24 protein-coding genes are annotated in these 26013 nt (G+C 38.0%); 14 read left to right on the top strand and 10 right to left on the bottom strand.

Annotated features, from left to right (window positions below; genetic code table 11):
* Window positions 1-73 precede the first annotated feature (73 nt).
* Window positions 74-2143, top strand: a complete 2070-nt coding sequence (locus B5X53_RS13320; RefSeq protein ID WP_079713716.1) for a M13 family metallopeptidase — start codon at window positions 74-76, stop codon at window positions 2141-2143.
* Window positions 2144-2348: 205 nt separating this feature from the next.
* Here B5X53_RS13320 and B5X53_RS19540 read toward each other — a convergent pair whose 3' ends face one another.
* Window positions 2349-2483: a YraN family protein gene (locus B5X53_RS19540; protein ID WP_317042325.1), complete on the bottom strand. Its 135-nt coding sequence runs from the start codon at window positions 2481-2483 to the stop codon at window positions 2349-2351.
* 173 nt (window positions 2484-2656) lie between these two features.
* A complete protein-coding gene (locus tag B5X53_RS13310; RefSeq protein WP_079713715.1) occupies window positions 2657-3232 on the bottom strand; it encodes a hypothetical protein in 576 nt (191 codons plus the stop codon).
* A gap of 157 nt (window positions 3233-3389) precedes the next feature.
* On the opposite strand from B5X53_RS13310, the gene metG reads away from it, so the two are divergent.
* From metG to B5X53_RS13295, 3 genes are all read left to right on the top strand, one after another.
* Window positions 3390-5477: a methionine--tRNA ligase gene (gene metG / locus B5X53_RS13305; protein ID WP_079713714.1), complete on the top strand. Its 2088-nt coding sequence runs from the start codon at window positions 3390-3392 to the stop codon at window positions 5475-5477.
* Window positions 5478-5648: 171 nt separating this feature from the next.
* On the top strand, window positions 5649-6551 hold the full coding sequence (locus B5X53_RS13300) for a histone deacetylase family protein (RefSeq protein WP_079713713.1): 903 nt from the start codon (window positions 5649-5651) through the stop codon (window positions 6549-6551).
* Window positions 6552-6713: 162 nt separating this feature from the next.
* A complete protein-coding gene (locus B5X53_RS13295) occupies window positions 6714-8492 on the top strand; it encodes a glycoside hydrolase family 9 protein (RefSeq protein WP_079713712.1) in 1779 nt (592 codons plus the stop codon).
* Between the two features lie 92 nt (window positions 8493-8584).
* Here the strand turns inward: B5X53_RS13295 and B5X53_RS13290 are convergent, their stop codons facing one another.
* Entirely contained in the window at window positions 8585-8917 is a 333-nt protein-coding gene (locus B5X53_RS13290; protein ID WP_079713711.1) for a single-stranded DNA-binding protein, read from the bottom strand.
* A gap of 217 nt (window positions 8918-9134) precedes the next feature.
* Between B5X53_RS13290 and B5X53_RS13285 the strand changes: the two genes are divergently transcribed.
* The 7 genes from B5X53_RS13285 to B5X53_RS13255 all read left to right on the top strand — a co-directional run bounded on the left by B5X53_RS13285 (window position 9135) and on the right by B5X53_RS13255 (window position 13144).
* Window positions 9135-10040: a vWA domain-containing protein gene (locus B5X53_RS13285; protein ID WP_079713710.1), complete on the top strand. Its 906-nt coding sequence runs from the start codon at window positions 9135-9137 to the stop codon at window positions 10038-10040.
* Window positions 10013-10339 (top strand): hypothetical protein, encoded by a 327-nt coding sequence (locus B5X53_RS13280; RefSeq protein WP_079713709.1) that lies wholly within the window; start codon window positions 10013-10015, stop codon window positions 10337-10339. Before B5X53_RS13285 ends, B5X53_RS13280 begins: the two co-directional genes overlap by 28 nt.
* An 85-nt stretch (window positions 10340-10424) precedes the next feature.
* Window positions 10425-11060: a hypothetical protein gene (locus B5X53_RS13275; RefSeq protein ID WP_079713708.1), complete on the top strand. Its 636-nt coding sequence runs from the start codon at window positions 10425-10427 to the stop codon at window positions 11058-11060.
* Between the two features lie 23 nt (window positions 11061-11083).
* Window positions 11084-11449 (top strand): cupin domain-containing protein, encoded by a 366-nt coding sequence (locus B5X53_RS13270; protein WP_079713707.1) that lies wholly within the window; start codon window positions 11084-11086, stop codon window positions 11447-11449.
* Window positions 11450-11568: 119 nt separating this feature from the next.
* Window positions 11569-12186: a DEAD/DEAH box helicase gene (locus tag B5X53_RS13265; RefSeq protein ID WP_079713706.1), complete on the top strand. Its 618-nt coding sequence runs from the start codon at window positions 11569-11571 to the stop codon at window positions 12184-12186.
* 63 nt (window positions 12187-12249) lie between these two features.
* A complete protein-coding gene (locus B5X53_RS13260; protein WP_157822077.1) occupies window positions 12250-12633 on the top strand; it encodes a DUF4174 domain-containing protein in 384 nt (127 codons plus the stop codon).
* 163 nt (window positions 12634-12796) lie between these two features.
* Window positions 12797-13144: a hypothetical protein gene (locus B5X53_RS13255; protein ID WP_079713704.1), complete on the top strand. Its 348-nt coding sequence runs from the start codon at window positions 12797-12799 to the stop codon at window positions 13142-13144.
* On the opposite strand, the gene B5X53_RS13250 is transcribed toward B5X53_RS13255, so the two are convergent.
* Window positions 13141-13608, bottom strand: coding sequence for a CBS domain-containing protein (locus B5X53_RS13250; RefSeq protein ID WP_079713703.1), 468 nt, complete (start codon window positions 13606-13608; stop codon window positions 13141-13143). The genes B5X53_RS13255 and B5X53_RS13250 overlap by 4 nt on opposite strands.
* Window positions 13609-13745: 137 nt before the next feature.
* Between B5X53_RS13250 and B5X53_RS13245 the strand changes: the two genes are divergently transcribed.
* On the top strand, window positions 13746-16061 hold the full coding sequence (locus tag B5X53_RS13245) for a M28 family peptidase (protein ID WP_079713702.1): 2316 nt from the start codon (window positions 13746-13748) through the stop codon (window positions 16059-16061).
* A 207-nt stretch (window positions 16062-16268) separates the two neighbouring features.
* Window positions 16269-17069, top strand: a complete 801-nt coding sequence (locus B5X53_RS13240; RefSeq protein WP_079713701.1) for an NAD(P)H-binding protein — start codon at window positions 16269-16271, stop codon at window positions 17067-17069.
* 193 nt (window positions 17070-17262) lie between these two features.
* Here the strand turns inward: B5X53_RS13240 and mfd are convergent, their stop codons facing one another.
* Both mfd and B5X53_RS19055 read right to left on the bottom strand, forming a co-directional pair.
* A complete protein-coding gene (mfd, locus tag B5X53_RS13235) occupies window positions 17263-20646 on the bottom strand; it encodes a transcription-repair coupling factor (RefSeq protein WP_079713700.1) in 3384 nt (1127 codons plus the stop codon).
* A 392-nt stretch (window positions 20647-21038) separates the two neighbouring features.
* Window positions 21039-21206 carry a hypothetical protein gene (locus tag B5X53_RS19055; protein WP_157822078.1) on the bottom strand — a complete coding sequence of 56 codons (168 nt, stop codon included), beginning with the start codon at window positions 21204-21206 and terminating at the stop codon, window positions 21039-21041.
* Between the two features lie 132 nt (window positions 21207-21338).
* Here B5X53_RS19055 and B5X53_RS13225 point away from each other — a divergent pair, with 132 nt between their 5' ends.
* Window positions 21339-22727, top strand: a complete 1389-nt coding sequence (locus tag B5X53_RS13225) for a dihydrolipoyl dehydrogenase family protein (RefSeq protein WP_317042324.1) — start codon at window positions 21339-21341, stop codon at window positions 22725-22727.
* A gap of 29 nt (window positions 22728-22756) precedes the next feature.
* Here B5X53_RS13225 and B5X53_RS13220 read toward each other — a convergent pair whose 3' ends face one another.
* The 4 genes from B5X53_RS13220 to B5X53_RS19660 all read right to left on the bottom strand — a co-directional run bounded on the left by B5X53_RS13220 (window position 22757) and on the right by B5X53_RS19660 (window position 25985).
* Entirely contained in the window at window positions 22757-23548 is a 792-nt protein-coding gene (locus B5X53_RS13220; protein WP_079713699.1) for a hypothetical protein, read from the bottom strand.
* A gap of 1 nt (window position 23549) precedes the next feature.
* The gene (gene pdeM, locus B5X53_RS13215) at window positions 23550-24191 is read right to left on the bottom strand and encodes a ligase-associated DNA damage response endonuclease PdeM (RefSeq protein ID WP_079713698.1); all 642 of its coding nucleotides are present in this window, start codon (window positions 24189-24191) and stop codon (window positions 23550-23552) included.
* A 189-nt stretch (window positions 24192-24380) separates the two neighbouring features.
* Window positions 24381-25556 carry a methionine aminotransferase gene (locus B5X53_RS13210; protein ID WP_232764054.1) on the bottom strand — a complete coding sequence of 392 codons (1176 nt, stop codon included), beginning with the start codon at window positions 25554-25556 and terminating at the stop codon, window positions 24381-24383.
* Between the two features lie 180 nt (window positions 25557-25736).
* Window positions 25737-25985, bottom strand: a complete 249-nt coding sequence (locus B5X53_RS19660) for a hypothetical protein (protein WP_394365770.1) — start codon at window positions 25983-25985, stop codon at window positions 25737-25739.
* Window positions 25986-26013 lie beyond the last annotated feature (28 nt).

The raw sequence follows: 26013 nt of genomic DNA, 5'->3' as shown, positions 1-26013 counted from the left end.
TTAAATAATCTTCAGTTAAATATGCTACTTTTTAGTACTTTAGCGCGAGAATTCATAATAATTTAAACCACATATGAAAAAAATAACGAATGTGCTCTTTTTATCGATTTTGGGAGCTGCAACCATAACAAGTTGCCAAAACGACGATAGAGAAAGAAAAGAAAATGAAGAGGTTCACGGTATTAACCTTGCCTATATGGACACCACCGTAAGCGCTAAAGAAGATTTCTTTAGATACGTAAACGGAAAATGGGTAGATTCTACCGAAATCCCTTCAGACCAGACTACCTGGGGAAGTTTTATGGAATTGCGTGAACGTACCGATGAGGATGCGATGGCGATTTTAGAAGGCGCTTCCGCTAACGATAGTTTAGACCCATCCAGCGACCAGGCAAAAGCCGTATACCTTTATAATACCATTATGGATACCGTTGCCCGAAATGAAAAAGGCGTAGAACCGGTAAAACCATATTTGGCAAAGGTAGATTCTATTGAAAATAAAGAAGACTTACAGGAATTTCTTACCGAAATGCAACAATACGGTGGCGCAGGATTTTTCTCTTTCGGTGTTCGTGCAGATGCAAAAAACAGTAATATGAACGCTGCCTACCTTTATCCTGCAGGTTTAGGTTTACCGGATCGTGATTATTACGTTGCAGAGGATTCAGATTCCAAAGAAAAAAGGGAGAAATACGAAGCACATATTACCAGAATGCTTCAGTATATAGATTATTCTGAAGAAGAAGCTGCTGAAGCTGCAGAACGTATTCTTGCTTTTGAAACCGGCCTGGCAGAGCCTCAACTTGATAAAGTAGAGCGTCGCGATGCCCGTAACACTTACAATCCTAAAACTGTGGCCGAACTTAAAAATATGGTTTCAGCGATAGACTGGAATTCTTATTTTGAAGAAATTGGTGCTACAGATCTTGATACCATAATTGTTTCTCAGCCAAAATATATGGAATCCCTTCAGGATGTTTTTGCTGAAAATTCGGTTGAAGATTGGAAAGATTACTTAAAATGGAGCATATTTAATGATGCAGCCAGCACACTTTCTACAGATATTGAAACTGCAAACTGGGAGTTTTACAGTAAAACTTTGCAAGGTGCACAAGAGCAACGTCCAAGAAAAGAGCGCGCTTTACAAACCGTAAATGGTACTTTAGGAGAAGCTCTTGGTAAATTATATGTAGACGAACATTTCCCGGCTGAAGCCAAGGAAAAAGCCCAGGAAATGATTGGAAACCTCGTGAAAGCTTATGAAAACAGAATAAACAATTTAAGCTGGATGAGTGAAGACACTAAGAAAAAAGCCAAAGAGAAACTGGGCACTACTACTATTAAAGTTGGTTACCCAGACGAATGGAAAGATTATAGCGATCTTGAAATAGTAAATGTTGAAGACGGTGGTTCTTATTTCCAGAATATGATGAACTCCAGCAAATGGAGAGTTGCCGATAATATGGGCGATCTTGGACAGCCGGTAGACAAAACCGAATGGTTTATGCCTCCGCAAACAGTGAATGCATATTACAACCCAAGCTACAACGAAATTGTATTTCCAGCGGCTATTCTTCAGCCCCCATTTTACGACTATAAAGCTGATGCTGCTGTTAATTATGGCGGAATTGGTGCTGTAATTGGCCACGAAATTTCGCACGGATTTGACGATAGCGGATCTCGTTTTGATGCTGAAGGAAACCTGAATAACTGGTGGACAGATGAAGACCTTAAACAATTTGAAACGCTTGGGAAAGATCTTGCCGATCAATACAGCAATATTGAAGTTTTAGATAGTGTTTTTATCAATGGTCAATTTACTTTAGGTGAAAATATTGGTGACCTTGGCGGCGTTAACGCTGCATACGACGGTTTACAAATTCATTTAGAAGAGCACGGAGATCCAGGTAAAATAGATGGTTACACGCCAGAACAACGTTTCTTTATGTCCTGGGCAACCGTTTGGAGAACCAAAATGCGCGATGAAGCCTTGAAAAACAGAATCAAGACCGATCCGCACTCTCCGGGAATGTACAGAGCATATGTACCACTTCAAAATATCGATGCTTTTTATACCGCATTTGATATTAAAGAAGGAGATGAAATGTATGTAGCACCGGAAGATCGAGTGAAAATCTGGTAATATATTTCTTCGAAAGTATATTTAAAAAATTTAGACCTCACAGGTTTTAAAAACTTGTGAGGTCTTTTTTTTGACTTGAATTGAATTTAATTTTCGCTCAAAATGCAAAAAAAAGCATCTTCAAGATGTTCCACCTGTATTCCGGCTCTGTTTTTTATTATCGCAATTATATCAAAGCGGGTTTCCAGGTCTAATTGGTTATCATTCAAAAAAAATCGGCAGCTTTTACGAGCTGCCGAATTTGTTTAGGCTTCACAAAACTTTGTGGGTCCCCAAAATCGGGTGTACTTCTTGTTTTAACTTCTACTACTACCAAAGTGCTACGTTTCCGGGCTAAAATGTCTATTTCCGCTTTGTTATAAACATAATTTTGAGCCAGGATTTCATAACCTTGTTTAAAAGGTGATTTAAAGCGAGGTGTTCACCCAATTCCCCCAAAGCGTTATGCTGAGCCATAATTGAATTTAGGATTTATTCCAGATTTTTATATAGAGGGATTTCCCGTAAAAATAACTAATTCACCAGCATAATACTGGTAACTTTTAAATCTAAACTTTCAATTTCTTCTTCGCTGGCCTCAATTATATGGTCACCATAAAACTTATCGGCTACTTCGCCTTCCGGTGCCAGGAACACTCTTAATTTAGAATTTTCCAGTTTTCCGTCGTTCCACATCACCGCACCGCCGTAGTCCCATCCGAACCCATAGAAAGAAATTTTTTCTCCGTTTATTTCATTTAGAGCCTTATACGGAGTTCCAATTTCAATGCCTTCAGCAGATTTCCATTTTCCGTTTTCAGAAAACCGAATATCATAAATTTCTTCGCGCTCTTCAGTTTTCCAGGTAATATGTAATTCATCCGGCGTATCGGGATACATCACTGTATAGGCTCGCTCCACAGTTCCTTCTTCAAACATCCCTGTATCTTCTCGAAAATTAGCATCAGGATAATTTTCATTTAAAACTTCGGCATTATAACCTGTAAGGTTTTCGGCTACGAATTTATTTTTAGAAATTTTGCTATTAGAACTTCCGCAGGCGGTAAGACTAAGACTAAGTACAACAATTATTAAGCTTAATTTTTTCATTGGTTAGGTTTTAGTGATTTAAAGCTTTTGGTATTCAAACTAAATTTAAAGGCTAAATTGAGGAACATTTACTTTAGATGCCTTCTGTTTTACAAGAATTTAACGCGTATTTTTAAGGAGTTGATTACCTTTGCGCCTTCAATAAATTTTAAGATAAATGAGCAATACTCCACAGCGATACACTATTACCGCAGCATTACCATACACCAACGGCCCCATACACATTGGTCACCTTGCCGGTGTTTATGTTCCAGCCGATATTTATGCCCGATATTTGCGAATGCAGGGTAATGATGTTGCTTTTGTTTGCGGAAGTGATGAGCACGGAGTACCTATTACCATAAAAGCTAAAAAAGAAGGAGTAACCCCGCAGGATATCGTTGACAAATATGACGGAATTATCAGGAAATCTTTTGAAGATTTCGGGGTTTCTTTTGATAATTACTCGCGGACTTCGGCCAAAGTACACCACGATACGGCTTCGGCATTTTTCAAAAAAATGTATGAAGACGGGAAGTTTATCGAAGAAACCACCCAGCAACTTTACGATGAAAAAGCCGGGCAATTCCTGGCCGATAGATTTGTAACCGGAACCTGCCCAAAATGCGGAAACGAAGAAGCTTACGGCGACCAGTGTGAAAGCTGCGGAACTTCGTTAAACGCAACAGATCTTATAAATCCTAAATCTGCAATTACAGGTGAAATTCCTACTTTAAAAGAAACACGCCACTGGTTTTTACCTTTAGACCAATACCAGGAATGGCTGGATGAGTGGATCGTAAAAGGCCACGCGCACGATTGGAAAAGCAATGTTCACGGACAGGTGAAATCCTGGTTAAACGATGGTTTACGAGCTCGTGCCGTTACCCGCGATCTAGACTGGGGAATTCCCGTTCCTGTTGAAGGCGGCGATGGCAAAGTACTATATGTTTGGTTTGATGCGCCAATTGGCTACATTTCTTCTACCAAAGAATGGGCAGAACGCGAAGGAAAAGACTGGGAACCTTACTGGAAAGATGAGGACACCAAACTCATACATTTTATAGGTAAAGATAACATTGTTTTTCACTGTATTATCTTCCCGGTGATGCTCAAAGCACACGGCGAATACATTTTGCCGGAAAATGTACCCGCAAACGAATTTCTTAATCTGGAAGGAAAAAAACTTTCTACTTCCAAAAACTGGGCGGTTTGGCTACACGAATATTTGGAAGAATTTCCAAATCAGCAGGATGTTTTACGGTACGTTTTAACAGCAAATGCTCCTGAAGCCAAAGACAACGATTTTACCTGGAAAGATTTCCAGGCTAGAAATAACAATGAATTGGTTGCTATTTTCGGGAACTTTATTAACCGCGTGGTAGTATTGACCAATAAATATTACTCCAGAATTGTTCCAAAACCAAATGATTACTCTGAAGTTGACGAGCAAACTATTGCCGAACTAAAGGCTTACCCTGCTGTAATTGCAAGTTCTATTGAAAAATACCGTTTCCGCGAAGCACAGGGAGAATTAATGAACCTTGCCCGATTAGGAAACAAATATTTAGCCGATGAAGAACCCTGGAAACTCATTAAAACCGATGAAGAGAGAGTAAAAACCATTATGTATGTGGCTTTGCAAATCGCTTCATCTTTAGCGACTTTAAGCGAACCATTTTTGCCATTTTCTTCGGCAAAACTTCAAAAAATGCTGAATTTCACCGATGCTGAAAGTAAACTTTCCGGGGAAGAATATTCGCAATGGGACAAAATTGCAACACGGGATTCTTTACTCCCTGCGGGGCATCAAATTGGAAAAGCCGAATTGCTTTTTAGTAAAATAGAAGACTCACAAATGCAGGAACAATTAGATAAGCTTGAAGCTACAAAAACTGCCAACGCCGCTGAAAACAACAAAGTAGAACCGCAAAAGGAAACCGCTACTTTTGAAGATTTTACCAAGATGGATTTGCGTGTCGGGACTATAATCGAAGCCCATAAAATGCCAAAAACCAAGAAATTAATGGTGATAAAAGTAGACACCGGCTTAGACAACAGAACGGTAGTTTCAGGGATTGCCGAGCATTACAAAGCAGAAGAAATTATTGGTAAAAAAGTCACTGTTTTAGCCAATTTAGCACCAAGAAAACTCCGTGGTGTAGAAAGCGAAGGAATGATCTTAATGACTGAAAATTCAGCTGGAAAACTGGTTTTTGTAAATCCAGATGAAGATGGTGTTGAGCCGGGCACTACAATAAATTAGTTTTTAGCTGGTCTACTGATGTGTAAATGTTAAAATTGTCTTTTAAGTAATTGAAAACGTCATCCTGAATTTATTACAGGATCAAAGTTCGAGGATAGAACATGTTAGAAGCTGAAACAAGTTCAGTTTAACGAAAATTTAACTTTTCGCATAGTTTCATGAAATCTCAAAATGCTCAAAATAGCTTACCATACAATCTACAAACATCCTTTACCGGAAGGTCATCGTTTTCCGATGGAAAAATATGAATTATTGCCCCGGCAATTGCTTCATGAAGGCACCTGTAGCGAAGACAATTTTTTTGAACCTGAACTTCCATCCGAAAAATATATCCTCAATGTTCACGATGCCGATTATTTTGAACGTTTGAGTAATTTAAAATTGAGTGCAAAAGAAGTCCGAAAAAGTGGATTTCCATTATCCGAGGCCTTAGTAAAACGGGAAATGATTATCGCCGATGGCACGATGAAAGCCGTTCATTATTCGCTAGAAAATGGTATTTCGTTTAATATAGCCGGCGGTACGCATCACGCTTATAGCAATCGTGCTGAAGCATTTTGTTTACTTAACGACCAGGCTATTGCTGCGAGGTATCTTCAGCAAAAAAATTTGGCTAAAAAGATCCTCATTGTAGACCTGGATGTTCACCAGGGAAATGGTACAGCAGAAATTTTTCAGAACGATCCTTCGGTATTTACTTTTTCAATGCACGGAAAAGGAAATTATCCCTTTAAAAAGGAAGAATCAGATCTGGATATTGAAGTCCCAGACGGTAGTGGTGATATTGAATATCTAAAACTGCTAAAAGAGATGTTACCCGATTTAATAGAAAAACAAAAACCAGATTTTATCTTTTATTTAAGTGGCATGGATATTTTAGAAACCGATAAACTCGGCCGACTTTCCTGCACTGTAAACGGCTGCAAAGAAAGAGACAGGTTTGTTTTACAAAGCTGTCACGATTTAAATATTCCGGTGCAATGCAGTATGGGCGGTGGATATTCTAAAGAAATTAGGGTGATTATTGAAGCTCATGCTAATACTTACCGATTGGCTAAGGAAATTTACTTTTAGCAAAATTTTCCCATAAAAAATTCACTTTCCGCTTCTTGATTACCAGGAAATTTTCGCAATTTCAATAGAAAAATAAAACTAATATGGAGAAATGCTTTAATAGCATTAGCTTTAGAGTCGGTTAATTCAATTTATTATAGTCTCCAACATTAAATCTACATTATGAGGCCTTCAACGATATTCCTGATTCCAGTTTTATGCTTTTTCCTGAATTTGTCAGCTTTTGGACAACCAAATGAAGAAAATTCAGGTTCAGAAAAAATCAGGATCAACCAGGTTGGATTCTATCCTCATGGCCAAAAAATAGCAATTGTCGTAACGTCGGAGGCTACCGATTTTTATATTCTTACAGCGGATGAAAAAAATGAAGTATTTTCAGGAAAACTCAGCGATGCTAAAGAATGGGTACATAGTAAGGAAACCGTAAAACAAGCAGATTTTTCTTTAGTAGAAAATTCGGGGAAATATGTTTTACGTGTCCCCGGAATTGGCTCCAGTCACCCGTTTGAGATAAACGAAAATGTACATTTTGAACCGGCAAAAGCAAGCATGAAAGCCTTTTATTTTCAAAGAGCTTCCACAGATTTACCGGAAGAATATGCTGGAAAATGGGCTAGGGAAGCAGGACATCCTGACGATCAGGTCAAAGTGCACAATTCTGCAGCCTCAGAAGATCGTCCGACAGGATCTACGATTTCAAGCACCGGAGGCTGGTATGACGCAGGAGACTATGGAAAGTATATTGTTAATAGCGGAATTACCATGGGAACTTTGTTTTCCCTGTACGAAGATTTCCCTGAATACCTGGACACCCTGAATTTAAATATCCTCGAAAGCACCAACAACATTCCCGATTTTCTTGATGAAACGCTCTACAACTTAAGATGGATGATGACCATGCAGGATGAAGACGGAGGTGTTTATCACAAACTTACCAGTGCAACCTTTCACGGGGCAGTCGCTCCAAAAGATGCCACATTCCAGCGCTGGGTAGTGCAAAAAAGTACAGCGGCTACTTTAGATTTTTCTGCGGTAACTGCGCAGGCAGCAAGAATTTTCCAAGATTATAAAAATGAATTACCGGGATTATCAGATTCGTTGTTGGTGATGAGCGAAAAAGCTTATCGTTGGGCCAAAGACAACCCGGAGGTAATTTACCACCAGGGAGAATTAAAAGATCCGGAAATTAGTACAGGCGCATACGGAGATCAGAATATTAAAGATGAACTCCAATGGGCCGCAACAGAACTTTTTATAGCCACTGGAAAAGAAGTTTATTACAAAGACGCTGATCTGGAAAACTCTTTAGAATCTGACTTCAGTATTCCCTCCTGGCCAAATGTGAATACGCTGGCTCTCTACTCTCTTGCCAGGCACAGGGACAAATATCAAGGTAGCCAGATTGTAAATATTGATGCTATAATCGGGCAGCTTACCAAAATGGCCGATGACCTGGTTTCGTCTTCAAAAACTTCGGCTTATGCGATTCCAATGGGAATCGAGGAATCAGATTTTGTTTGGGGAAGTAATTCAACAGCAGCAAACCAGGGAATACTTCTTTTAAACGTATATAAAATTACAGACGATGAGAAATATCTTGATGCCGCAAATGATAATCTTGATTACCTGCTGGGAAGAAATGCTACGGGCTTTTCCTTTTTAACCGGTTATGGTGAGAAATCCACCAGGGATCCGCATCACAGACCTTCTGAATCTGACGATAATGAAGATCCAGTTCCCGGACTTTTGGCCGGTGGTCCAAACCCGGGGCAACAGGACAAAGAAGACTGCGGAGATAAATATACAGCTGCGCATCAGCATCCCGCAACTTCATACATCGACGACCGCTGCAGTTATGCCAGTAATGAAATCGCGATTAACTGGAATACTCCCTTTGTATATCTTGCCAATGCGATAGAGGCGATACGGGAGGCAAAATAAAAGTGGTTATTTTCCTTAAAAAGATAATAACCACCTTTACTTCCATCCTACCCTTATTTCCCCCATTTCTGAATAATATAAATCAAACAGGATTATTTCCCCATTAATAGCAACTCATTACAAACCACTTCGGTTATATAACGTTTGGTGCCGTCTTTATCGTCCCAGTTGCGGCTTGTAAGTTTTCCTTCTACTCCAACTTCTATGCCTTTATTTACATATTTTTCTACCAGCTCAGCGGTTTTCCCCCAAGCTACAATATTGTGCCATTGGGTTTCGGTTACACGTTCCCCGTTTCCGTTTTTGTAATTTTCATTGGTAGCTACCGAGAATTTAGCCAGTTTTTTACCCGATTCCAGGTTTACGATTTCAGGCTCTCTTCCGACATTCCCAATCAACTGTACTTTGTTTCTAATAGTGCTCATAACTTATTAATTTAAAAAGCTGAAAATCATTAGTTCATTCCAACAGGACAAACATAGACTGGAAATTCAGTAGTAATCGGTTGGGAATTATTTGTTTACGTTTAAAGACGTTTGTAAACGTTTGGAAATGATTAATAAAGCGATAATTCAAAAAGCAGCGCAACCTTTTTAGCTTTTTTGCATCTAAATAAAGAAGGAACTAATAAATTCAACCAAAATGGAAAGAATTACTACAATATGCTTAGTTTTTATCCTCTTCATCATTGCCGGATGCAATGAAGATCCTCTAAATGAATCAACAGATGAAGCGGGAGAGGCAGTGAGAAATTCTTACGGTGGAGCTTCGGGGGACGGTGCCGGTGAACCATCGGCAGAAAATCCTGGGAATGGAGATCCTGATTCATCAGGGCTGATTACCGCAGGAGAATGGAAAGACCTTGAAAACTGGAATTTTTGGCTTGAATTAAAAAACACCCAGAAATTTGCTGAAAAAATAAACTATTGGGAGTTTTATTTTAATAACCGAGTTTCTGTTTCTCTAAAAAACATGAGTGCATTACCTGTTATTGATGCAACTATAGAATTGAACGACGAACAGACTAATACTATCTGGACTGCAAAAACTGATAATAAAGGAACGGCCGAATTATGGATAAATCCTTTTGAAAGAACTGCTAGTTCAAACTTGGCTAATTATTCCCTCCGGATAAATGGCGAAAAGATTAATACTACTTTAAAAGGAATTGGCCAGGGTATAAATGAGATTCAACTAAAGAACACCGAGGTAGTTCCAAACAAGGTTGAAATAGCATTTATTGTAGATGCCACCGGCTCTATGTCAGACGAGCTGGAGTTTTTAAAAGATGATTTGAAGAGTATTATTCAAAAAGTTGAAAATTCAAACTCAAATCTTGATATTTTCACCTCGGCGGTTTTCTACCGCGATACTGAAGATGAATACCTCGTTAAACAATCAGATTTTTCAAGTGATATAAATACCACTTTAGGCTTCATTAATAACCAATCTGCTAACGGTGGTGGCGATTTTCCCGAAGCTGTCCATACTGCTTTAAACACCACATTAAACGATTTACAATGGTCTACAAGCGCCCTACCCGTTTAGCTTTTCTAATATTAGATGCGCCACCGCATCATAACCAGCAAGTGATTTCTGATATTCAAAATTCAGTAAAAAAGTCAGCTGAAAAAGGAATCAAATTTATACCTGTTACCGCAAGCGGAATCGATAAAGAAACCGAATTTCTTATGCGCTACTTCTCCATGGCTACCAATAGCACTTATGTTTTTATTACTAATCACAGCGGGATCGGAAATGACCATATTGAACCCTCTATAGGCGAGTATAAAGTAGAACTATTAAATGAATTACTAATAAGATTAATCACTGAGTATTCTGAATAACACTTCCTACTCTATACATTGAAAATCTCTAAATAACTTTAGAGGTTGCGATTCTCTATAAGAAAGCTTTTCTTGTAGAAAAAAGATGTCACAAGAAGAGCCCAAAGTCTGGTATGCCTGTTATGGTTCCAATTTATTAAAAGAGCGTTTTAGCTGTTATATTGGCGGTGGACAACCGGCAAATGCCAAGCGTGTTTATCCCGGTTGCAGCAACAAAACCCTACCTGAAAAATCTAAAGGAGTTACCATTCACGGCAAACTTTATTTCGCAAAATCTTCCAAAACCTGGAGTGGCGGTGGTGCCGGATTCATACAATCTGATTTCCATAAAGACATCAAAACCCTGGGCAGGATGTATCTCATTACCCGTCAACAATTTATTGACCTCGTGCAACAGGAAATTAAATTTGAAGGGGATTTTAATATAGATCTTGAAACGGTAATTAAAAATCGTAGCCTGGATATGAAAAATAATTCGTGGTACGGGAAAATTATCTACCTGGGCGAAGATGAAAACTGTCCAATTTTCACTTTTACCAATGAAGATTATTTAAAGGAAGAAATAAATCCACCGCACGAATTTTACCTGAAAATTATCATCGAAGGCCTAAAAGAAACCTATAAAATGAATGATGCAGAAATTAAAAGTTATCTAAAAAACAAAGAAGGTATCAAAGGTTTTCCCATTGAAGATAAAATACCTCAACTCATCAAAAGTTAATTGTAATCTTTAATTTAGACACTATGAACTCAGATAAAGTAAACTTAAAGGAAAAATTCCAGCTTTTTAATCAACATTGGACGCCAAAAATTATTGGCGAACTCAATGGACAACAAGTAAAATTAGCAAAGCTAAAAGGCGAATTTGTTTGGCACGATCACAAAGAAGAAGATGAAATGTTCCTGGTTATTAAAGGAAGCTTAAAAATTGAATTTCGCGACAAAAAGATCACTTTAAACGAAGGCGAAATGTTTATCGTTCCCAGAGGTGTAGAGCATAATCCTGTAGCGCCTGAGGAAGCCTGGGTTTTACTTTTTGAGCCAGCGACTATTAAACATACCGGGGAGGTAAAAAATAAACGGAGCGTAGAAAACCTGGACTGGATTTAATTTTTAAGTTTTATCAATCAAAATTATAACACTGTAAGTTCGGGGAACGCTATCTTTGTAAACTTCAGGAGCTTTAAATTTCTTAATAAAAAATTGAAGAAAGCTCTAAAATTAATTCTATGTCATTTAAAAAATTAAATACCCCGCTAAAAGAAGCCCTGGAAAGGCTGGAAATTGAAGCGCCACTCCCTTTTCAGGAACAAATTTTACCTAAAATAAAAAGCGGTAGAGATCTTTTTATAGTAGCTCCTGAAGGTTCAGGAAAAACTACAGCACTGGTAATTACTACTATTCAAAAACTGGAAAGTGCGGCATTTGAAGATGCTCCCCGTGCATTAATTTTTGTGCAGGACAAAGAAGCTGCCCTGGCACTGGAGGTGGAATTCAACAAATTCACTAAATATATGGATTTGAGAATCTTTAGCGCCTTTGATGCACCTGATATTGAAAATCAGAAAAACGAAATTTACGATGGCGTAGATATCGTAATCGCTACCCCAAAAAAATTATTTAAGCTTTTTAAAATAACCGGCATTAATGTAAGTCAGTTAAAAGTTCTCGCTGTGGAAGACGCCGAATTTCTGACCAAAAACAGCGATTATAATGATTTAATTAGAATTCCGCAGCATATTACCAAATGCCAATATTTAGTTTTTGCTTCCACGATGAATCCTAAAATTGAACGTTTAAAAGATTCTTTTATGGCTCGTGCTGAGACCTTGAGAATAAAGGTTTAAGAGATATTCGTAAATTAGAGCATGTTTAACTCTGCGATTCTTTTTCTAATATTTATCAGCGCTATGAATTTAAACGCCCAAGATCTTTCTAAACACCAATGGAAAGACCGCCTGGTTTTGATTATTGCTGAAGATGAAAACAATGAAAAGTTTCGAAAACAACTTACCGAACTTCAAAAAAATCAAACCGGCTTAAAAGATAGAAAACTAATTACTTACCAATTCCTACCTGAAAAATATCACACCGGATTTCAGAATAACAACTGGAAAAATTCAACTAAACTTTTTAAAACTTATAATTCTGAAAAAAGTGATTTTCGGATTATTTTAATCGGTTTGGACGGAGGTGAAAAACTGGATCAAACCGAAGTACTTTCCGTAGAAAAACTTTTTAATACCATAGACAGTATGCCGATGAGGCAAAGTGAAATGCGGAAGAATAAATAAATTTAACTTCACAAAAAGCTGAAATTCAGCATTTATTCAGCTTTTTCTTTATATTTATTATGAAAACTAATAAGTCTCGAATAAAATCACAGACATTATTTAGAAATAAAATTTCAAATTCAAACTAAGTTCTGAAAGATTAAATCTCGATCAGCGAGGAAAAATGGAAAAATCCTGTTTAGAATGTGGAGAAAAAATTGTGGGTCGCGTAGATAAGAAATTCTGCAGTGATTATTGCCGTAATGCGCATCATAACAACCTCAACAAAGACAGGAAAAACCTGGTTAGAAACGTCAATAACCAGCTTAGAAAAAATTACCGAATTTTAGAAGAATTCAATCCAAACGAAAAAACCACGATTAGTAAAAATAAATTACTAACACGTGGTTTTAATTTTGAATACCTTACCAGTATTTATACTACCAAATCCGGTAAGGTCTATTATTTTGTATACGACCAGGGCTATCTTCCTTTAGAAAATGGAATTTACGCTTTGGTAAAACGCAATTAATCTGCCCAATTATTACTTTTTAAACGTACTGCAGCCCTTAGCACATCACTTTGGCTAATTTGTCCAATAAGTTTGCCGTGTTCAACAATTGGAAAACGCCTGTACCGCTTTTCAATAAAAAGTTTTGCAGCATCCATCACATTCATATTTCCGTCTATAGTTTCTACATTACAGGTCATTCGTTTGCCAACAGTAGTATCTTCTAGAGGCATATTGTAATATTGACTGTCAGAAATTTGTTTCATACAATCCCCTTCAGAAATAAGCCCGACTAATTTATTATTTTCATCTACAACACACCCACCGGAAATTTTATTTTTGGTAAGTTTTTCGGCTACATCTAAAATATTTTCGTCCTCTTTAAAAGTAACCAGTGAGGTAGTCATATAATCTCTAACCAACATGGGTGCACTCTTCGGCTTCTCCGGCTCCGCTCTTTTTCCCTGAAAACTTTTAATACCCATAACTTAATTTTTTGATTACTAATAACTTAAATATAGGGAAATTTTAATTATCCTGAAAGCATGCTTTCCTGTATTCCAATTCCTTAAAATCTTAAGTATCTTTAAATCCTGTAAACCCTTTTTGTTATTTCTGAATTATGCTGAAAAATATACCTCGCTTTTTTTCACTCATTTTTATAGCCGTGGCGATTTGGTTTAGCTTTTACAGCAGCCAGCCAAAAACTATTGAAGCCGAAGATGCGCCCGAAACTACTTTTTCTACCCAACGCGCGTTTAACCACGTTGAAGCGATTGCGAAAAAACCACACTACGTGGGAACTGAAGCGCATAGCAGGGTAAGAAATTATATTATCAGCGAACTGCAAAAAATGGGTTTACAGGCCCAAACCCACGAAGATTATACGTTTACCCAAAACGGATCCCTGGTTCGTCCTCAAAATATTTTAGCCCGTTTGGAAGGTAACGGCAAGGGGGAAGCCATTGTAATTATGACGCATTATGATAGCAATCCGCATTCTTCCCCTGGCGCCAGTGATGCCGGGAGTGGTGTGGGAACTATCTTAGAAGGAATTCGTGCTTTTTTAGCTAAAAATAAAGAGCACCAGAACGATATAATCATATTATTTACCGATGCCGAAGAACTTGGTTTAAACGGCGCCGAACTTTTTATTAAAGACCATCCCTGGGCAAAAGACGCGAAACTGGCGCTTAATTTTGAAGCTCGCGGTAGCGACGGCAATTCCTTTATGTTTTTAGAAACAAATTCAGGTAACACGGGGCTTATAAATTCCTTTAAAGAAGCAAATCCTGAATTTCCTGTTACAAATTCGCTGGTCTACAGCGTTTATAAAATGCTCCCCAATGATACCGATCTAACGATTTTACGCGAACAAGGCGATATTCCCGGCTATAATTTCGCGTTTATAGACGATCATTATGATTATCACTCTGCCACCGATAAACCGAAGAATCTAGATAAACAAAGCCTAGCGCACCAGGGAAGTTATTTAATGCCGTTGCTTGATTATTTTAAGGACGCCGATTTAATCGAAGTGAAGGACGAAAAAGAAGTATTATTTTTTAATATTCCGGGCGGGGAAATTATTAGTTATCCGTTTTCCTGGATCTTTCCCATGCTTATTATTGCTTTTATATTGTTTTTTATAATTCTGGTCTATGGGTTTACCCAAAACCGGCTTCAGCTTAAGCCGATTTTAAAAAGTATTATTCCATTTACGGTTAGTTTAGCCTTTGCAGGCTTACTGGTTTTTCTCCTTTGGAAATTTCTTCTTTTCAGCTATGCTGAATATTCCGAAATGGAACAGGGTTTTACTTATAATGGGTACTATTACATCGCAGCATTTATTTCACTGAGCTTATTTATTGCTTTTTTTACTTATTATCGTTTTCGGCATATAGAAAATAGGGCTAACCTGTTCATAGTGCCCCTATTTTTCTGGTTGTTGCTTTGCACCATACTTTCGTTTTTTTTAAAAGGTGCAGCCTATTTCATTATTCCTGCCTTTTTTGGGCTACTGCAGTTTTTTGTAATGATGAGACAGGAAAATCCAAATACACTGCTAATGGCATTTTTAAGCTTACCCGCAGTTTTTATTATGGCGCCGTTTATCAAAATGTTTCCGGTAGCATTAGGTTTAAAGATTCTGTTTATTTCGGCCATACTCACCGTTTTATTGTTTCAGCTATTATTACCAGTTTTCGCCTATTTTAGAAGCAATAAAAAAATTGCGGTTACCTGCTTTTTAGCATTCAATATCCTCCTTATTATCGCACATTTTAAGGCAGATTTTACGGAAGAACGTCCCAAACCAAATTCCCTGGTTTATTTAGCCGATGCCGATAATAATACTACTAACTGGTATTCTTACGATAATATGCCAGATGAATGGACCAAAAATTATTTTGGTGAAGATCCACTTGTTGCCCCTGCAGAAATTAATACCCTTAGTAGTAAATACGGATCCCGATTCACCTGGAAAACCAATGCCCCCGAAATCGATTTAGAAGAACCCGCTATTATTTGGCAAAAAACAGATTCTTCTGAAACTATAAATTCCTATTTTATAAAGATCGCACCTAATAGAAATATTAACAGAATAGAAATTTTTGCAGATAGGGAAATCGACTTTGAATCTTTTAAAGTGAATAATAAAACTGCGGATAGCGTTTACTTAGGGCAGGATAAATTTCACATCCACACTCGGCGCTGGCACGAAAGATTACTAACTTACCACGCTTCCAGTAGAGATACACTAAGATTGGAATTCAGTCTAAAAAGCGATAAAAAACCGGAATTCACAATTTACGAATCAAGTTATGACTTATTGGAAAACGACGCCTTAAACGTACCGCCAAGGCCGGAAACAATGATTCCGCGGCCTTTTGTGCTTAACGATGCTGTGATATTTAAGAAAACAATAAGGCCGGAGTAGGCTTTGGTTTTGTAGCTTTGGAGTAAGGGGTTTCTAGCCCGAAAACACGAATATTTTTATTAAATGGAGGTTATATAATGTACTTTTAACGTCATCCTGTCCCAAAGATTCGGGATATTTCAGGATCTTACTTGATGCTCATAATCTCGTGTTAGATGCTGAAATCAGCTTGATGACAAACCAAACTTTAAACGAGCATAGAACTTTATGAACATATCAATATTAGGAGCCGGATGGTTGGGCTTGCCTTTGGCGAAAAAGCTGGCAGAAAAACATACAGTAAAAGGCTCGGTAACCAGCCAGGAAAAGATGCAGCAATTGCGAGATGCAGGCATCACGCCTTACTTGATTAAAGTTTTTACCGAAGGTGTTCAGGGCGATCTAACTTCCTTTTTAGCCCATTCTGAAATTTTAATTATCGATATCCCGCCGGGGTTACGCGGTGATCCTGAAGCCGATTTCATAGGAAAAATAGGTCGGATTATGGATTATATAGAAAAATCCCCGATTGAAAAAGTAATCTTTGTGAGTTCGACGTCGGTTTATAAAGACGAAGAAGATTTCCCTGAATACACCGAGGAAAATGAAGTCAACGGAACTTCAGAAGCTGCAAAACAACTTATTTCTTCAGAAAAAATGTTGCTGAATAATGAGCATTTTCAAACAACAGTTATTCGTTTCGGCGGATTAATTGGTCCGGGAAGACATCCAGTAAAATACCTGGCCAATAAAACCGGAATTAAGAATCCACAAGCACCGGTAAACCTAATTCACCAGAAAGATTGTATAGCAATTATAAATCAAATTATTCCAAAAGAAGCCTGGAATAAGATTTTTAACGCTGCCTTTCCACAGCATCCTACCAAAGAAGATTATTACACTAAAACCGCAAGAAAAATGAACTTAAACCTCCCGGAATTTGATCACCAGGGAATTTCAAAAGGAAAGAAGATAAGTTCGGTGAATTTAGTGGATGTATTGGAGTATGAGTTTCAGATAGCAATTTGAAATAACAACTTAGATTCCGAAACAAGCTCGGAATGATGTAAAGAAAGACCTCACAGGTTTCTAAAACTTGTGAGGTCTAATATTTTATAAAATTCTTCCTTTTCCCGGCGAAGGTGGCATTCCGAAGGAATGACGGAAGGGTTAACCAGGACCGGCCTATCAGCCACACCTCCTTAAAAAGGAGGGGGAGATTTTAGGAAGCTTTTTCGACCTCTTCCTTAACCCTAAAATCCAGCGGTTCTAAAACTTTTAAAGCACTTTCAATTGAAGCAATCTTTTCAAAAGTTAATAGTAAACGCAAACCGTTCCGGGTTTTCTTTTCCTTCAGCGTGCATTTATGTCTGTGGGATTGTACGTATTGTAGCACTTTGGTAAACGTATTGGTTTGGTAAAATCTGGATTGCTGATCGGAGATAAAATAACCTATCAGTTTTCCCTGTTTTAAAATGATTTTCTCCAGGCCAATACTCGCTGCGATCCATTTTATTCTAACGCTATTTAATAAGTCAACTGCCTGGGTTGGTAATTCACCAAAACGATCTACCAATTCAGCTTCAAACTTTTGTAATTCGGCTTCTGTGGTGATTTTATTAAGTTGCGTGTAAAGATTCAGCCTTTCGGTAATACTATTGATATAATCATCGGGGAATAGAATCTCAAAATCGGTATCAATCTGCGTATCTTTTACAAAAGTCTTGTCTTCAATATTCTCCGATTCGTTATACAATCCCTGGAATTCGTTTTCTTTGAGCTCTTCAATAGCTTCATTCAGAATTTTCTGATACGTATCAAAACCAATTTCATTAATAAATCCGCTTTGTTCGCCCCCAAGTAAATCTCCGGCGCCACGAATTTCCAAATCTTTCATCGCGATATTTATTCCACTTCCCAGTTCTGAAAACTGTTCCAGGGCGCTAATTCGTTTTCGGGCATCTTCAGTCATTACTGAAAATGGCGGTGTAATAAAATAGCAGAATGCCTTTTTATTACTTCGCCCTACCCTTCCGCGCATCTGGTGCAAATCGGAAACCCCAAAATTGTTCGCGTTATTGATGAAAATAGTATTGGCGTTGGTCACATCGAGACCACTTTCTACGATTGTTGTAGAAACCAGCACATCAAATTCGCCATTAATAAAGCTTAGCATCAGTCTTTCCAGTTTCTTCCCTTCCATTTGGCCGTGACCCACACCTATTTTTGCATCGGGAACCACACGCTGAATCATACCGGCGACTTCCTTAATATTTTCAATCCTATTATGAATAAAGAAAACCTGCCCGCCACGCTGGATTTCGTATGAAACCGCATCCCGAATTGTTTCTTCGGAAAAACGGATAACGTTAGTTTCAATCGGATAACGGTTTGGCGGCGGTGTGGTAATGGTAGAAAGGTCCCTCGCGGCCATTAAACTAAACTGAAGCGTTCTCGGAATAGGCGTTGCGGTGAGCGTAAGCGTATCTACATTCTCTTTTATAGTCTTGAGCTTATCTTTAACCGAAACTCCAAATTTTTGCTCCTCGTCTACAATCAGTAATCCCAAATCTTTAAATTTTACGGCTTTATTTACCAATTGATGCGTACCAATAATAATATCTACTTTTCCGCTTTCTAGGTCGGCCAGGGTTTCGCGGCGTTCTTTCGCAGTTCTAAACCTGTTTAGATAATCTACCGTAACCGGAAAATCCTTCAAACGTTCAGTAAAAGTTTGGTGATGCTGAAAAGCCAAAATTGTGGTAGGCACTAAAACCGCGACCTGTTTTCCGTTATCTACCGCTTTAAAAGCTGCTCGAATCGCGACTTCGGTTTTCCCAAAACCAACATCCCCACAAACTAAACGGTCCATGGGGCGCTCGTTTTCCATATCTTCTTTTACTGCTTGGGTGGCAGTACTTTGGTCTGGTGTGTCTTCATAAATAAATGAAGCTTCCAGCTCGTGCTGCAGATAAGAATCGGGGCCAAAGGCAAAGCCTTTTTGCAGACGGCGTTTGGCGTAAAGTTCAATTAAATTATAGGCAATGTGTTTTACGCGAGCCTTGGTCTTCTGCTTTAATTTTTTCCAGGCGTTACTGCCCAGTTTAAATATCTTGGGCTCCTTACCGTCCTTTCCGTTGTATTTTGAAATTTTATGTAGCGAATGAATGCTGAGATATAAGATGTCTCGTTCTCCATAGAAAAGCTTAATAGCTTCCTGTTTCTTACCTTCCACATCAATTTTCTGAAGGCCGCCAAACTTTCCAATTCCGTGGTCAATATGGGTTACATAATCGCCTACTACAAGGTTGGTAAGTTCCTTAAGCGTAATCGCCTGTTTTTTGGCATAACCATTTTTCAGGTGGAATTTATGATAACGTTCAAAAATCTGGTGATCGGTATAGCAGACATTTTTACCTGTTTCATCTATAAAACCCTGGAAAAGGGCTAAGGTTATAGTTTGGTATTTTACTTTTTGTTCCTGATCGTCGAAAATATCGTGGAACCGTTTCGCCTGCTGTTCGCTAACACAAAAAATATAATTGGTATAGCCGTTTTCCTGGTTCTCAATTAAATTTTCAATCAATAAATCGAATTGCTTATTGAAAGAAGGTTGTGGTTTGGTTTGGAATGCAATACTTTTCTCAGGCTCCAGATATGCCTGATTACTCAATTCAACCACTGAAAAAAGCTCTAGCTGCTCTTTAATTAACTGGCCATTACAAAACAGCTCATTAGGTTCACTGTGCTTTACTTCTTCCGAAAGTTTCTGAAAAGCTTCTTCGGCTTTACTGAAAAGTTTATCGGCCTGGGCTGTGAGTAAATCGAGATTTTTCACAAAAACCACCGTTTTTTCTGAAATATATCTTAGAAAACTTTCCCTTATTTCGTCCAGGTGCTTGTTTTCCACATTCGGCATCACCGAAATTTTCTTCACTTTATCTGTAGAAAGCTGGGTTTCTACATCAAAACTTCTAATGCTATCAACTTCATCGCCAAAAAATTCAATCCGGTATGGCTCGTCGTTACTAAAGGAAAAGACATCTATAATCCCCCCACGCACTGAAAATTCGCCTGGTTCAGTTACAAAATCTACCCGCTTGAATTTATATTCAAACAGCACTTCGTTCACAAAGTCTATAGAAAGTTCATCTTCCACAGAAATTTTAAGCGTGCTGCGGTCCAGCTCTTTTCGGGTAACGACTTTCTCAAATAAAGCATCGGGATAAGTAACGATTATAGCCGGTTTTTTACGGGAATTGATTCGGTTTAAAACCTCGGCCCTTAATAACACATTGGCATTATCGGTTTCCTCAATTTGATAGGGACGTCGATAACTACCGGGATAAAAAAGTACATTTTTTTCTCCTACCAGTTGCTCCAAATCGTTTAAATAATAGGCAGCTTCCTCTTTATCATTAAAAATCAGCAAAAAAGGTTTTTCGGCTTCTTTAAACGCATTAGCAGTAACAAAAGAGAACGAAGAACCAATAAGGCCTTTAAGTTGAATTTTAGTCCGATTTTTTTCAGAATAGGCAAGGGAATCCCTCAATTCCTGCTGTTGCGGGGATTGTGCAAAGCTTTGGGCGATAATAGTTTTACTCATTGGCGCAAAGATAATTGCAGAAATTTTGCCCCGCAACTCCCCAACAATTTTTTAACGTTAGTTGGTTTACCTATTTTTCTTTAATTGATTTTGCCAGGTGTTAAATAAGGAACACACAATCACTTATTCTCTAAAACTTCATAAATAACAAGGTATGGGAAACGTTTAATAACGGCTTCCCTAAATGGTTTTCTTTTCTCTGAAAAATGGAAAGGATAGTGTTTTATCCACGTAAAATAGGAATCCAGGTGATCCAAAAGGACTCGCCTAAACCTTCTTGTTTTTCTTCATAAAATAGAAAAGCTTCAACTATTTCTAATTGGCTTCTTCTTTTATTATGAATTTAAAAGTCATTCTTTCAAAGCATTTTTAGCTTTTCGTCGAACTTCATCTCAGGAATATGATTCGCTTTTTTCGTTTTGATGATCTAATCTTCGTTGATCCATTTGTTGATAATCTTCCTCGGTAAGAACTGACGATGATTTATCTCCGTAATTCTCGGCCAAGGAAAGCATCATTTCCAATAGGCGTTCATCGGCTTCATCTACATATTTTAGCACCGTTTATTTTAGTTCTACCACTTCCATAAATCTCTATAATTAGACTAATAAATTTATAAGTTTAATTTTTAGAATTTTCAAATTTATTCATTTTAAGATTTACCATTTCCATAACAGCAAAAATAACTACAGATGCCTAATTTGCTGTCAGAAACAATTTTTATGGCATTTGAGCATTTTGATGTATTTGTAATAGGAACCGGAACCGCCGGGAAAGGTGTAGCCAAAGATTTTGCCAACGAAGGCTTAAAAGTCGCGATTGCCGATAACAGAGAGTACGGTGGCACCTGTCCCAATCGTGGATGTGATCCTAAAAAAGTACTGGTAGGTTTTACCGAAATTTTAGATCGAGCCACTAAAATGCAGGGAAAAGGGATCACCAAAATGCCGGAAGTAAACTGGAGCCATTTAATGGCTTTTAAAGAAACTTTTGTAGATGCTATTCCCGCGGCTACAGAAAAAGACCTTGCTGCTCTTAATATTAAATTGTACCATCAATCTCCCAAATTTTTAAATAAAAATACGCTTTCTGTAGAAGGAAAAACGGTGACCGCTGATAAGATTGTGATCGCTACTGGTAGTATACCTATGCCGTTGAGAATTCCCGGTGAAGAACACGCCTTATTTAGCGAAGATTTTCTTGATCTAAAAGAATTACCAGAAACAATGATTTTCATAGGTGCCGGATATATTGGGATGGAATTTGCCCATATCGCGGCACGCTTTGGAGTAAAAGTCACGATGATGGATTTTGCTCCTCGTCCCTTGTTTAACTTTGATGAAGATATGGTGAAATACATCCAGCAGGTTTCTGAAGAGGATCTCGGGATAAAATTTATTTTTAATGCGGAAGTAAATGAAATTGAGAAACTTCAAAAGAATTACAGAGTAAAAGCAAATCAGGATGGAAAAGAAATTTCGGCCAAGGCTGAAATTGTTTTTAATACCGCTGGTCGTGTCCCTTCCATTGAAGATTTAGACCTGGAACAAGGAAATGTGGCTTTTTCTAAAAAAGGAATTACAGTAAACGAATTTCTTCAAAATACTACGAATAAAAATGTATATGCCTGCGGGGATGTTTCAGATAGTGAAGGCCTGCCCTTAACCCCGCTTTCTTCCCAGGAAGCCAAAGTAGTTTCAGCAAATTTACTAAGTAAAAAAGAACCCAAAAAAGCTCATTATCCACCTCAACCAACGGTGGTTTTTACCTTACCTAAATTGGCTTCGGTCGGACTTTCAGAAAAAGAAGCTAAAGAACAGGGGTATGACTATTCACTGGAACATAAATTAGTTCCCAATTGGTTTAACGCAAAACATATTAATGAAAAAATATACGCTTATAAAACCCTGGTTGATAAAAAAACCGGCTTCGTTCTTGGCGCTCATCTGGTGGGACCGGAAGCTTCAGAAATAATAAATATGTTTGTGATGGCAATGTGTGGAGAACTCGATTGCGAAACTTTAAAAAAGATGATTTTTACCTATCCAAGCTGGGCAAGCGATATTAAGGGAATGGTGTAAAAAATCGAGATAATAATAATTCTATGGAATCAGGATTTATTCATGACTTTGGCCACAGGACTCGTTTCCTTATTCAACCAACCGTGATAAACGATATTCGAGAAAATAGCAATAGCACCAATTAATGCGGAATAAGCTATAAGTGGAATTTCAGCGAAATGCCTGAAATAGATAGCGATTAATGCCCAAACTCCAACCGCTGCAAATTCTCGCATATTTCTACGCCATATCATAGCAATGTTAAGGAACACGGCCACGACAATCATAATAACTGTCCAAAGCTCTTCGCCAAAAAATGGCGCTGTCCATCCAATCTTCGCCAAATAAGCAGAAACATTGGCGATAGTTGCCACAGCAATCCAACCGGAATACAAACATATAGGCCACCAACTTAAAAAAATAATCTTTACAGGTGCATCCCAACGTTCCATATTGGTATTCAGGATTACTTTTATGAGCGAGAATAAGATTAAAAACATTAATACAACTGAAAGTCCAGTAAGTTCATACAACCAGGTGAAAACCCAGACGGCATTGGCCAGGTTAGCGATTAAAAACCAATAGCCCGATTTCCTTAAAAATTCCAAATTCTTTTTTGCCGAAAATGCCTGATACAGCTGATACCCGGAGAAAGCAATAAGCGAAAGAAATATAACTCCCCAAATAGCGAAGGCATAACCTGCCGGTGTAAATAGGTTATAATATTCGGCGCTAATACTTCCCATCGTGTTGCCGTTAATTACGCCGGTTTGGGAAATATAGCTCACGACAATGATTAATATTACCGAAATAAAATTCAGAACTGCGAGACGTTTTTCCATTTTAGCTGTTTTCTATTAAAATTACTTCATTTTGGGTAATTGCGTATGCTTTTTCATTTTCATTTTCATTTAATTTCATCATAAAATTCCCGGTAAATTCCCCAAAAGCAGGAGAAATCAATTGATCTTTTTTTCTAAAAAAACAAGGTAATTTAAGACTTTGTCTTCCCTTCCCGTTAAGTCGATAACCCGGATGAATATGCCCGCAAAGATTGAAAAATCCTTCCCTGTTTACGGGATGGTGAGTCAGTAAAAATCCATTCAATTGCCATTCTGAATGAATTTTCACTCCCAATTCCTCATATTTTAAGGGGGAAATTATATCGTGGTTCCCTGCGATAAGAATGACTTCCGCTTCAATAAAACTGAGCCAGTTTTCAAACAATTTCCATTCACTATTTAGATCACTATGGAAAAGATCGCCTAGAAAACAGATTATTTTTGGCTGAAATTTCCCCACTACTTCACTTAATCTTAAAAAATTGGCATTAATCGCTTTATGGGGCACGGCGCTTCCAAATTTTCTAAAATGGGAGATTTTCCCTAAATGTACATCACTAATTAAGAGGATGCCTTCTTCCTTCCAGAAGGCAGCACCGCTTGGGTGGAGTTCAAAAGTGTGATTTTGGAGGTTTATAGTCATAGGAATTCAGAGCAAAAAAAAGCTTTATCATTGCGAGGCACGAAGTAATCTGTAAACTATAGTATTAAAGCTTGAGATTACTTCACTTCGTTCGTAATGACGTTTTTTGAAACACTTTTCTTTATAAGAAAAGTATGTTTTCATTTAATATTAGATTCTGAAACAAGTTCAGAATGACGTGATATTATTTTATAATTTATGCAAAATCTCAGCCGCTTTCTCCAGGGTTTCATCGGTTTTGGCGAAGCAGAAACGCAGTTGTTGCTCATCTTTTCCATCCTTATGAAATACAGAAACCGGGATTGTGGCAATTCCTTTTTCGGTAATTAATCTTTTTGCAAAATCTACATCGTGTTCATCGATAATTGCTGAATAATCCATGACCTGAAAATAAGTTCCTTTTGAAGGTGTGCCTTTAAAATTTGAGCCTTGCATCAGCTTGAGAAATTTATCGCGTTTTTCCTGATAAAAATCACCGAGTTGCAAATAGTGTTCAGGGCTTTTCAAATATTCAGCAAAAGCACGCTGCATCGGGTGATTTACACAGAAAACAGTGGCCTGGTGGAGTTTGATAATCTCTTTCATCAAAACTTCAGGAGCTACACAGTAACCCATTTTCCAACCGGTGTTATGAAAAGTTTTTCCGAAGGAAGCACAAACAATAGCTCTTTCAGCTAAACCGGTAAATTTGGAAGCGCTTTGGTGTTCTTCTTTATCAAAAATAAGATGCTCATAAACCTCATCGCTCAATAAAATGATATTGGTATCTTTCAATAACTTTTCAAGCCGCTGCATATCCTTTTTTGAAAGAATTATTCCCGTAGGATTGTGGGGCGTATTGATAACAATCATCCTGGTTTTGGAAGTAATTTTCTCTTCAACTTCCTGCCAATCGATTTTAAACTCTTTTCCTTTTAATTCAATTAAAACGGGTTTTCCACCGGCTAGTTTAATATCGGGTTCGTACGAGTCGTATGCCGGTTTAAAAACTATTACTTCGTCGCCGGGATGAACAAATGCGGTTATCGCGCAATACAAAGCCTGGGTGGCTCCGGCGGTAAAAATAATTTCAGAAGCTTCGTTATATTTTTTTCCGTAGAGGTTTTCAACTTTAGCAACTATTTGTTCCCTTAATTCGGGAATACCATTCATTGGAGGATACTGGTTATACCCGTCCTTCATAGCTTTACAAACCAATTTTTTTAGATGATTGTCGGTTTCAAAATTCGGGAAACCCTGAGAAAGATCTATTGCATTGTGTTTTCTTGCTAAACCACTCATCACAGAAAATATACTGGTTTTTCCGGCAGGAAGTTTTGAATAAAGATTATTGAAATCTGGCATCGCTTTATTTTTAAATCCCATTAAATGGGTTTTTATTTTCCGATGTACTACATCGAAATTGCTAAAGTTTATTTTTGATACCTCCTATCACTTTTCCAGAGGTAGTTGTTTAAATTGATCGGGTAGAAAGGTAAGGATTATTTCCCTACCTGTCCTCCCACACCACCCAGCATACGGTTCCGTACTGGGCGGTTCCCTAATTTACGTTCTAACTTTAAGGTAATAGTCCAGAAGAGAAGTGTAACCAGCCTGTCTCAGTCTGTGGATGGTAATAGTCCTTTTGAGGATAAAGCTGTTAGCTGTATGCCAGTAGCTTTTCCTCGTGTTGGCATATTCCCACGCTTTCCACTTGTTCAGGCCAAGCTTGATAAGCATCTTTCCTTTCGTGCGGATGCGTTTCCATTGTTTCCAGATACACATCCTTAGACGTCGACGGTACCAGCGATCTATGTTTCTCAGCAGGCTTTTTATATCTGCC

It is taken from the genome of Salegentibacter salinarum, from assembly GCF_900168115.1.
In the GTDB taxonomy this organism is placed as follows: domain Bacteria; phylum Bacteroidota; class Bacteroidia; order Flavobacteriales; family Flavobacteriaceae; genus Salegentibacter; species Salegentibacter salinarum.
The sequence above is the reverse complement of the archived record's forward strand: the minus strand, read 5'-3'. Positions and strand labels throughout refer to the sequence as shown.

What these genes read in the sequence shown, in the direction of transcription:
- pdeM (WP_079713698.1), bottom strand. Translation starts at nt 24,191, where the DNA reads ATGACTATAAACCTCCAAAATCACACTTTTGAACTCCACCCAAGCGGT.
- B5X53_RS13265 (WP_079713706.1), top strand. Translation starts at nt 11,569, where the DNA reads ATGTCATTTAAAAAATTAAATACCCCGCTAAAAGAAGCCCTGGAAAGG.
- B5X53_RS13295 (WP_079713712.1), top strand. Translation starts at nt 6,714, where the DNA reads ATGAGGCCTTCAACGATATTCCTGATTCCAGTTTTATGCTTTTTCCTG.
- B5X53_RS13310 (WP_079713715.1), bottom strand. Translation starts at nt 3,232, where the DNA reads ATGAAAAAATTAAGCTTAATAATTGTTGTACTTAGTCTTAGTCTTACC.
- B5X53_RS13290 (WP_079713711.1), bottom strand. Translation starts at nt 8,917, where the DNA reads ATGAGCACTATTAGAAACAAAGTACAGTTGATTGGGAATGTCGGAAGA.
- B5X53_RS13245 (WP_079713702.1), top strand. Translation starts at nt 13,746, where the DNA reads ATGCTGAAAAATATACCTCGCTTTTTTTCACTCATTTTTATAGCCGTG.
- B5X53_RS13260 (WP_157822077.1), top strand. Translation starts at nt 12,250, where the DNA reads ATGAATTTAAACGCCCAAGATCTTTCTAAACACCAATGGAAAGACCGC.
- B5X53_RS13300 (WP_079713713.1), top strand. Translation starts at nt 5,649, where the DNA reads ATGCTCAAAATAGCTTACCATACAATCTACAAACATCCTTTACCGGAA.
- B5X53_RS13210 (WP_232764054.1), bottom strand. Translation starts at nt 25,556, where the DNA reads ATGGGATTTAAAAATAAAGCGATGCCAGATTTCAATAATCTTTATTCA.
- B5X53_RS13225 (WP_317042324.1), top strand. Translation starts at nt 21,339, where the DNA reads ATGCCTAATTTGCTGTCAGAAACAATTTTTATGGCATTTGAGCATTTT.
- B5X53_RS13255 (WP_079713704.1), top strand. Translation starts at nt 12,797, where the DNA reads ATGGAAAAATCCTGTTTAGAATGTGGAGAAAAAATTGTGGGTCGCGTA.
- B5X53_RS13220 (WP_079713699.1), bottom strand. Translation starts at nt 23,548, where the DNA reads ATGGAAAAACGTCTCGCAGTTCTGAATTTTATTTCGGTAATATTAATC.
- B5X53_RS13240 (WP_079713701.1), top strand. Translation starts at nt 16,269, where the DNA reads ATGAACATATCAATATTAGGAGCCGGATGGTTGGGCTTGCCTTTGGCG.
- B5X53_RS13280 (WP_079713709.1), top strand. Translation starts at nt 10,013, where the DNA reads ATGGTCTACAAGCGCCCTACCCGTTTAGCTTTTCTAATATTAGATGCG.
- metG (WP_079713714.1), top strand. Translation starts at nt 3,390, where the DNA reads ATGAGCAATACTCCACAGCGATACACTATTACCGCAGCATTACCATAC.
- B5X53_RS13285 (WP_079713710.1), top strand. Translation starts at nt 9,135, where the DNA reads ATGGAAAGAATTACTACAATATGCTTAGTTTTTATCCTCTTCATCATT.
- mfd (WP_079713700.1), bottom strand. Translation starts at nt 20,646, where the DNA reads ATGAGTAAAACTATTATCGCCCAAAGCTTTGCACAATCCCCGCAACAG.
- B5X53_RS13250 (WP_079713703.1), bottom strand. Translation starts at nt 13,608, where the DNA reads ATGGGTATTAAAAGTTTTCAGGGAAAAAGAGCGGAGCCGGAGAAGCCG.
- B5X53_RS13275 (WP_079713708.1), top strand. Translation starts at nt 10,425, where the DNA reads ATGTCACAAGAAGAGCCCAAAGTCTGGTATGCCTGTTATGGTTCCAAT.
- B5X53_RS13270 (WP_079713707.1), top strand. Translation starts at nt 11,084, where the DNA reads ATGAACTCAGATAAAGTAAACTTAAAGGAAAAATTCCAGCTTTTTAAT.
- B5X53_RS13320 (WP_079713716.1), top strand. Translation starts at nt 74, where the DNA reads ATGAAAAAAATAACGAATGTGCTCTTTTTATCGATTTTGGGAGCTGCA.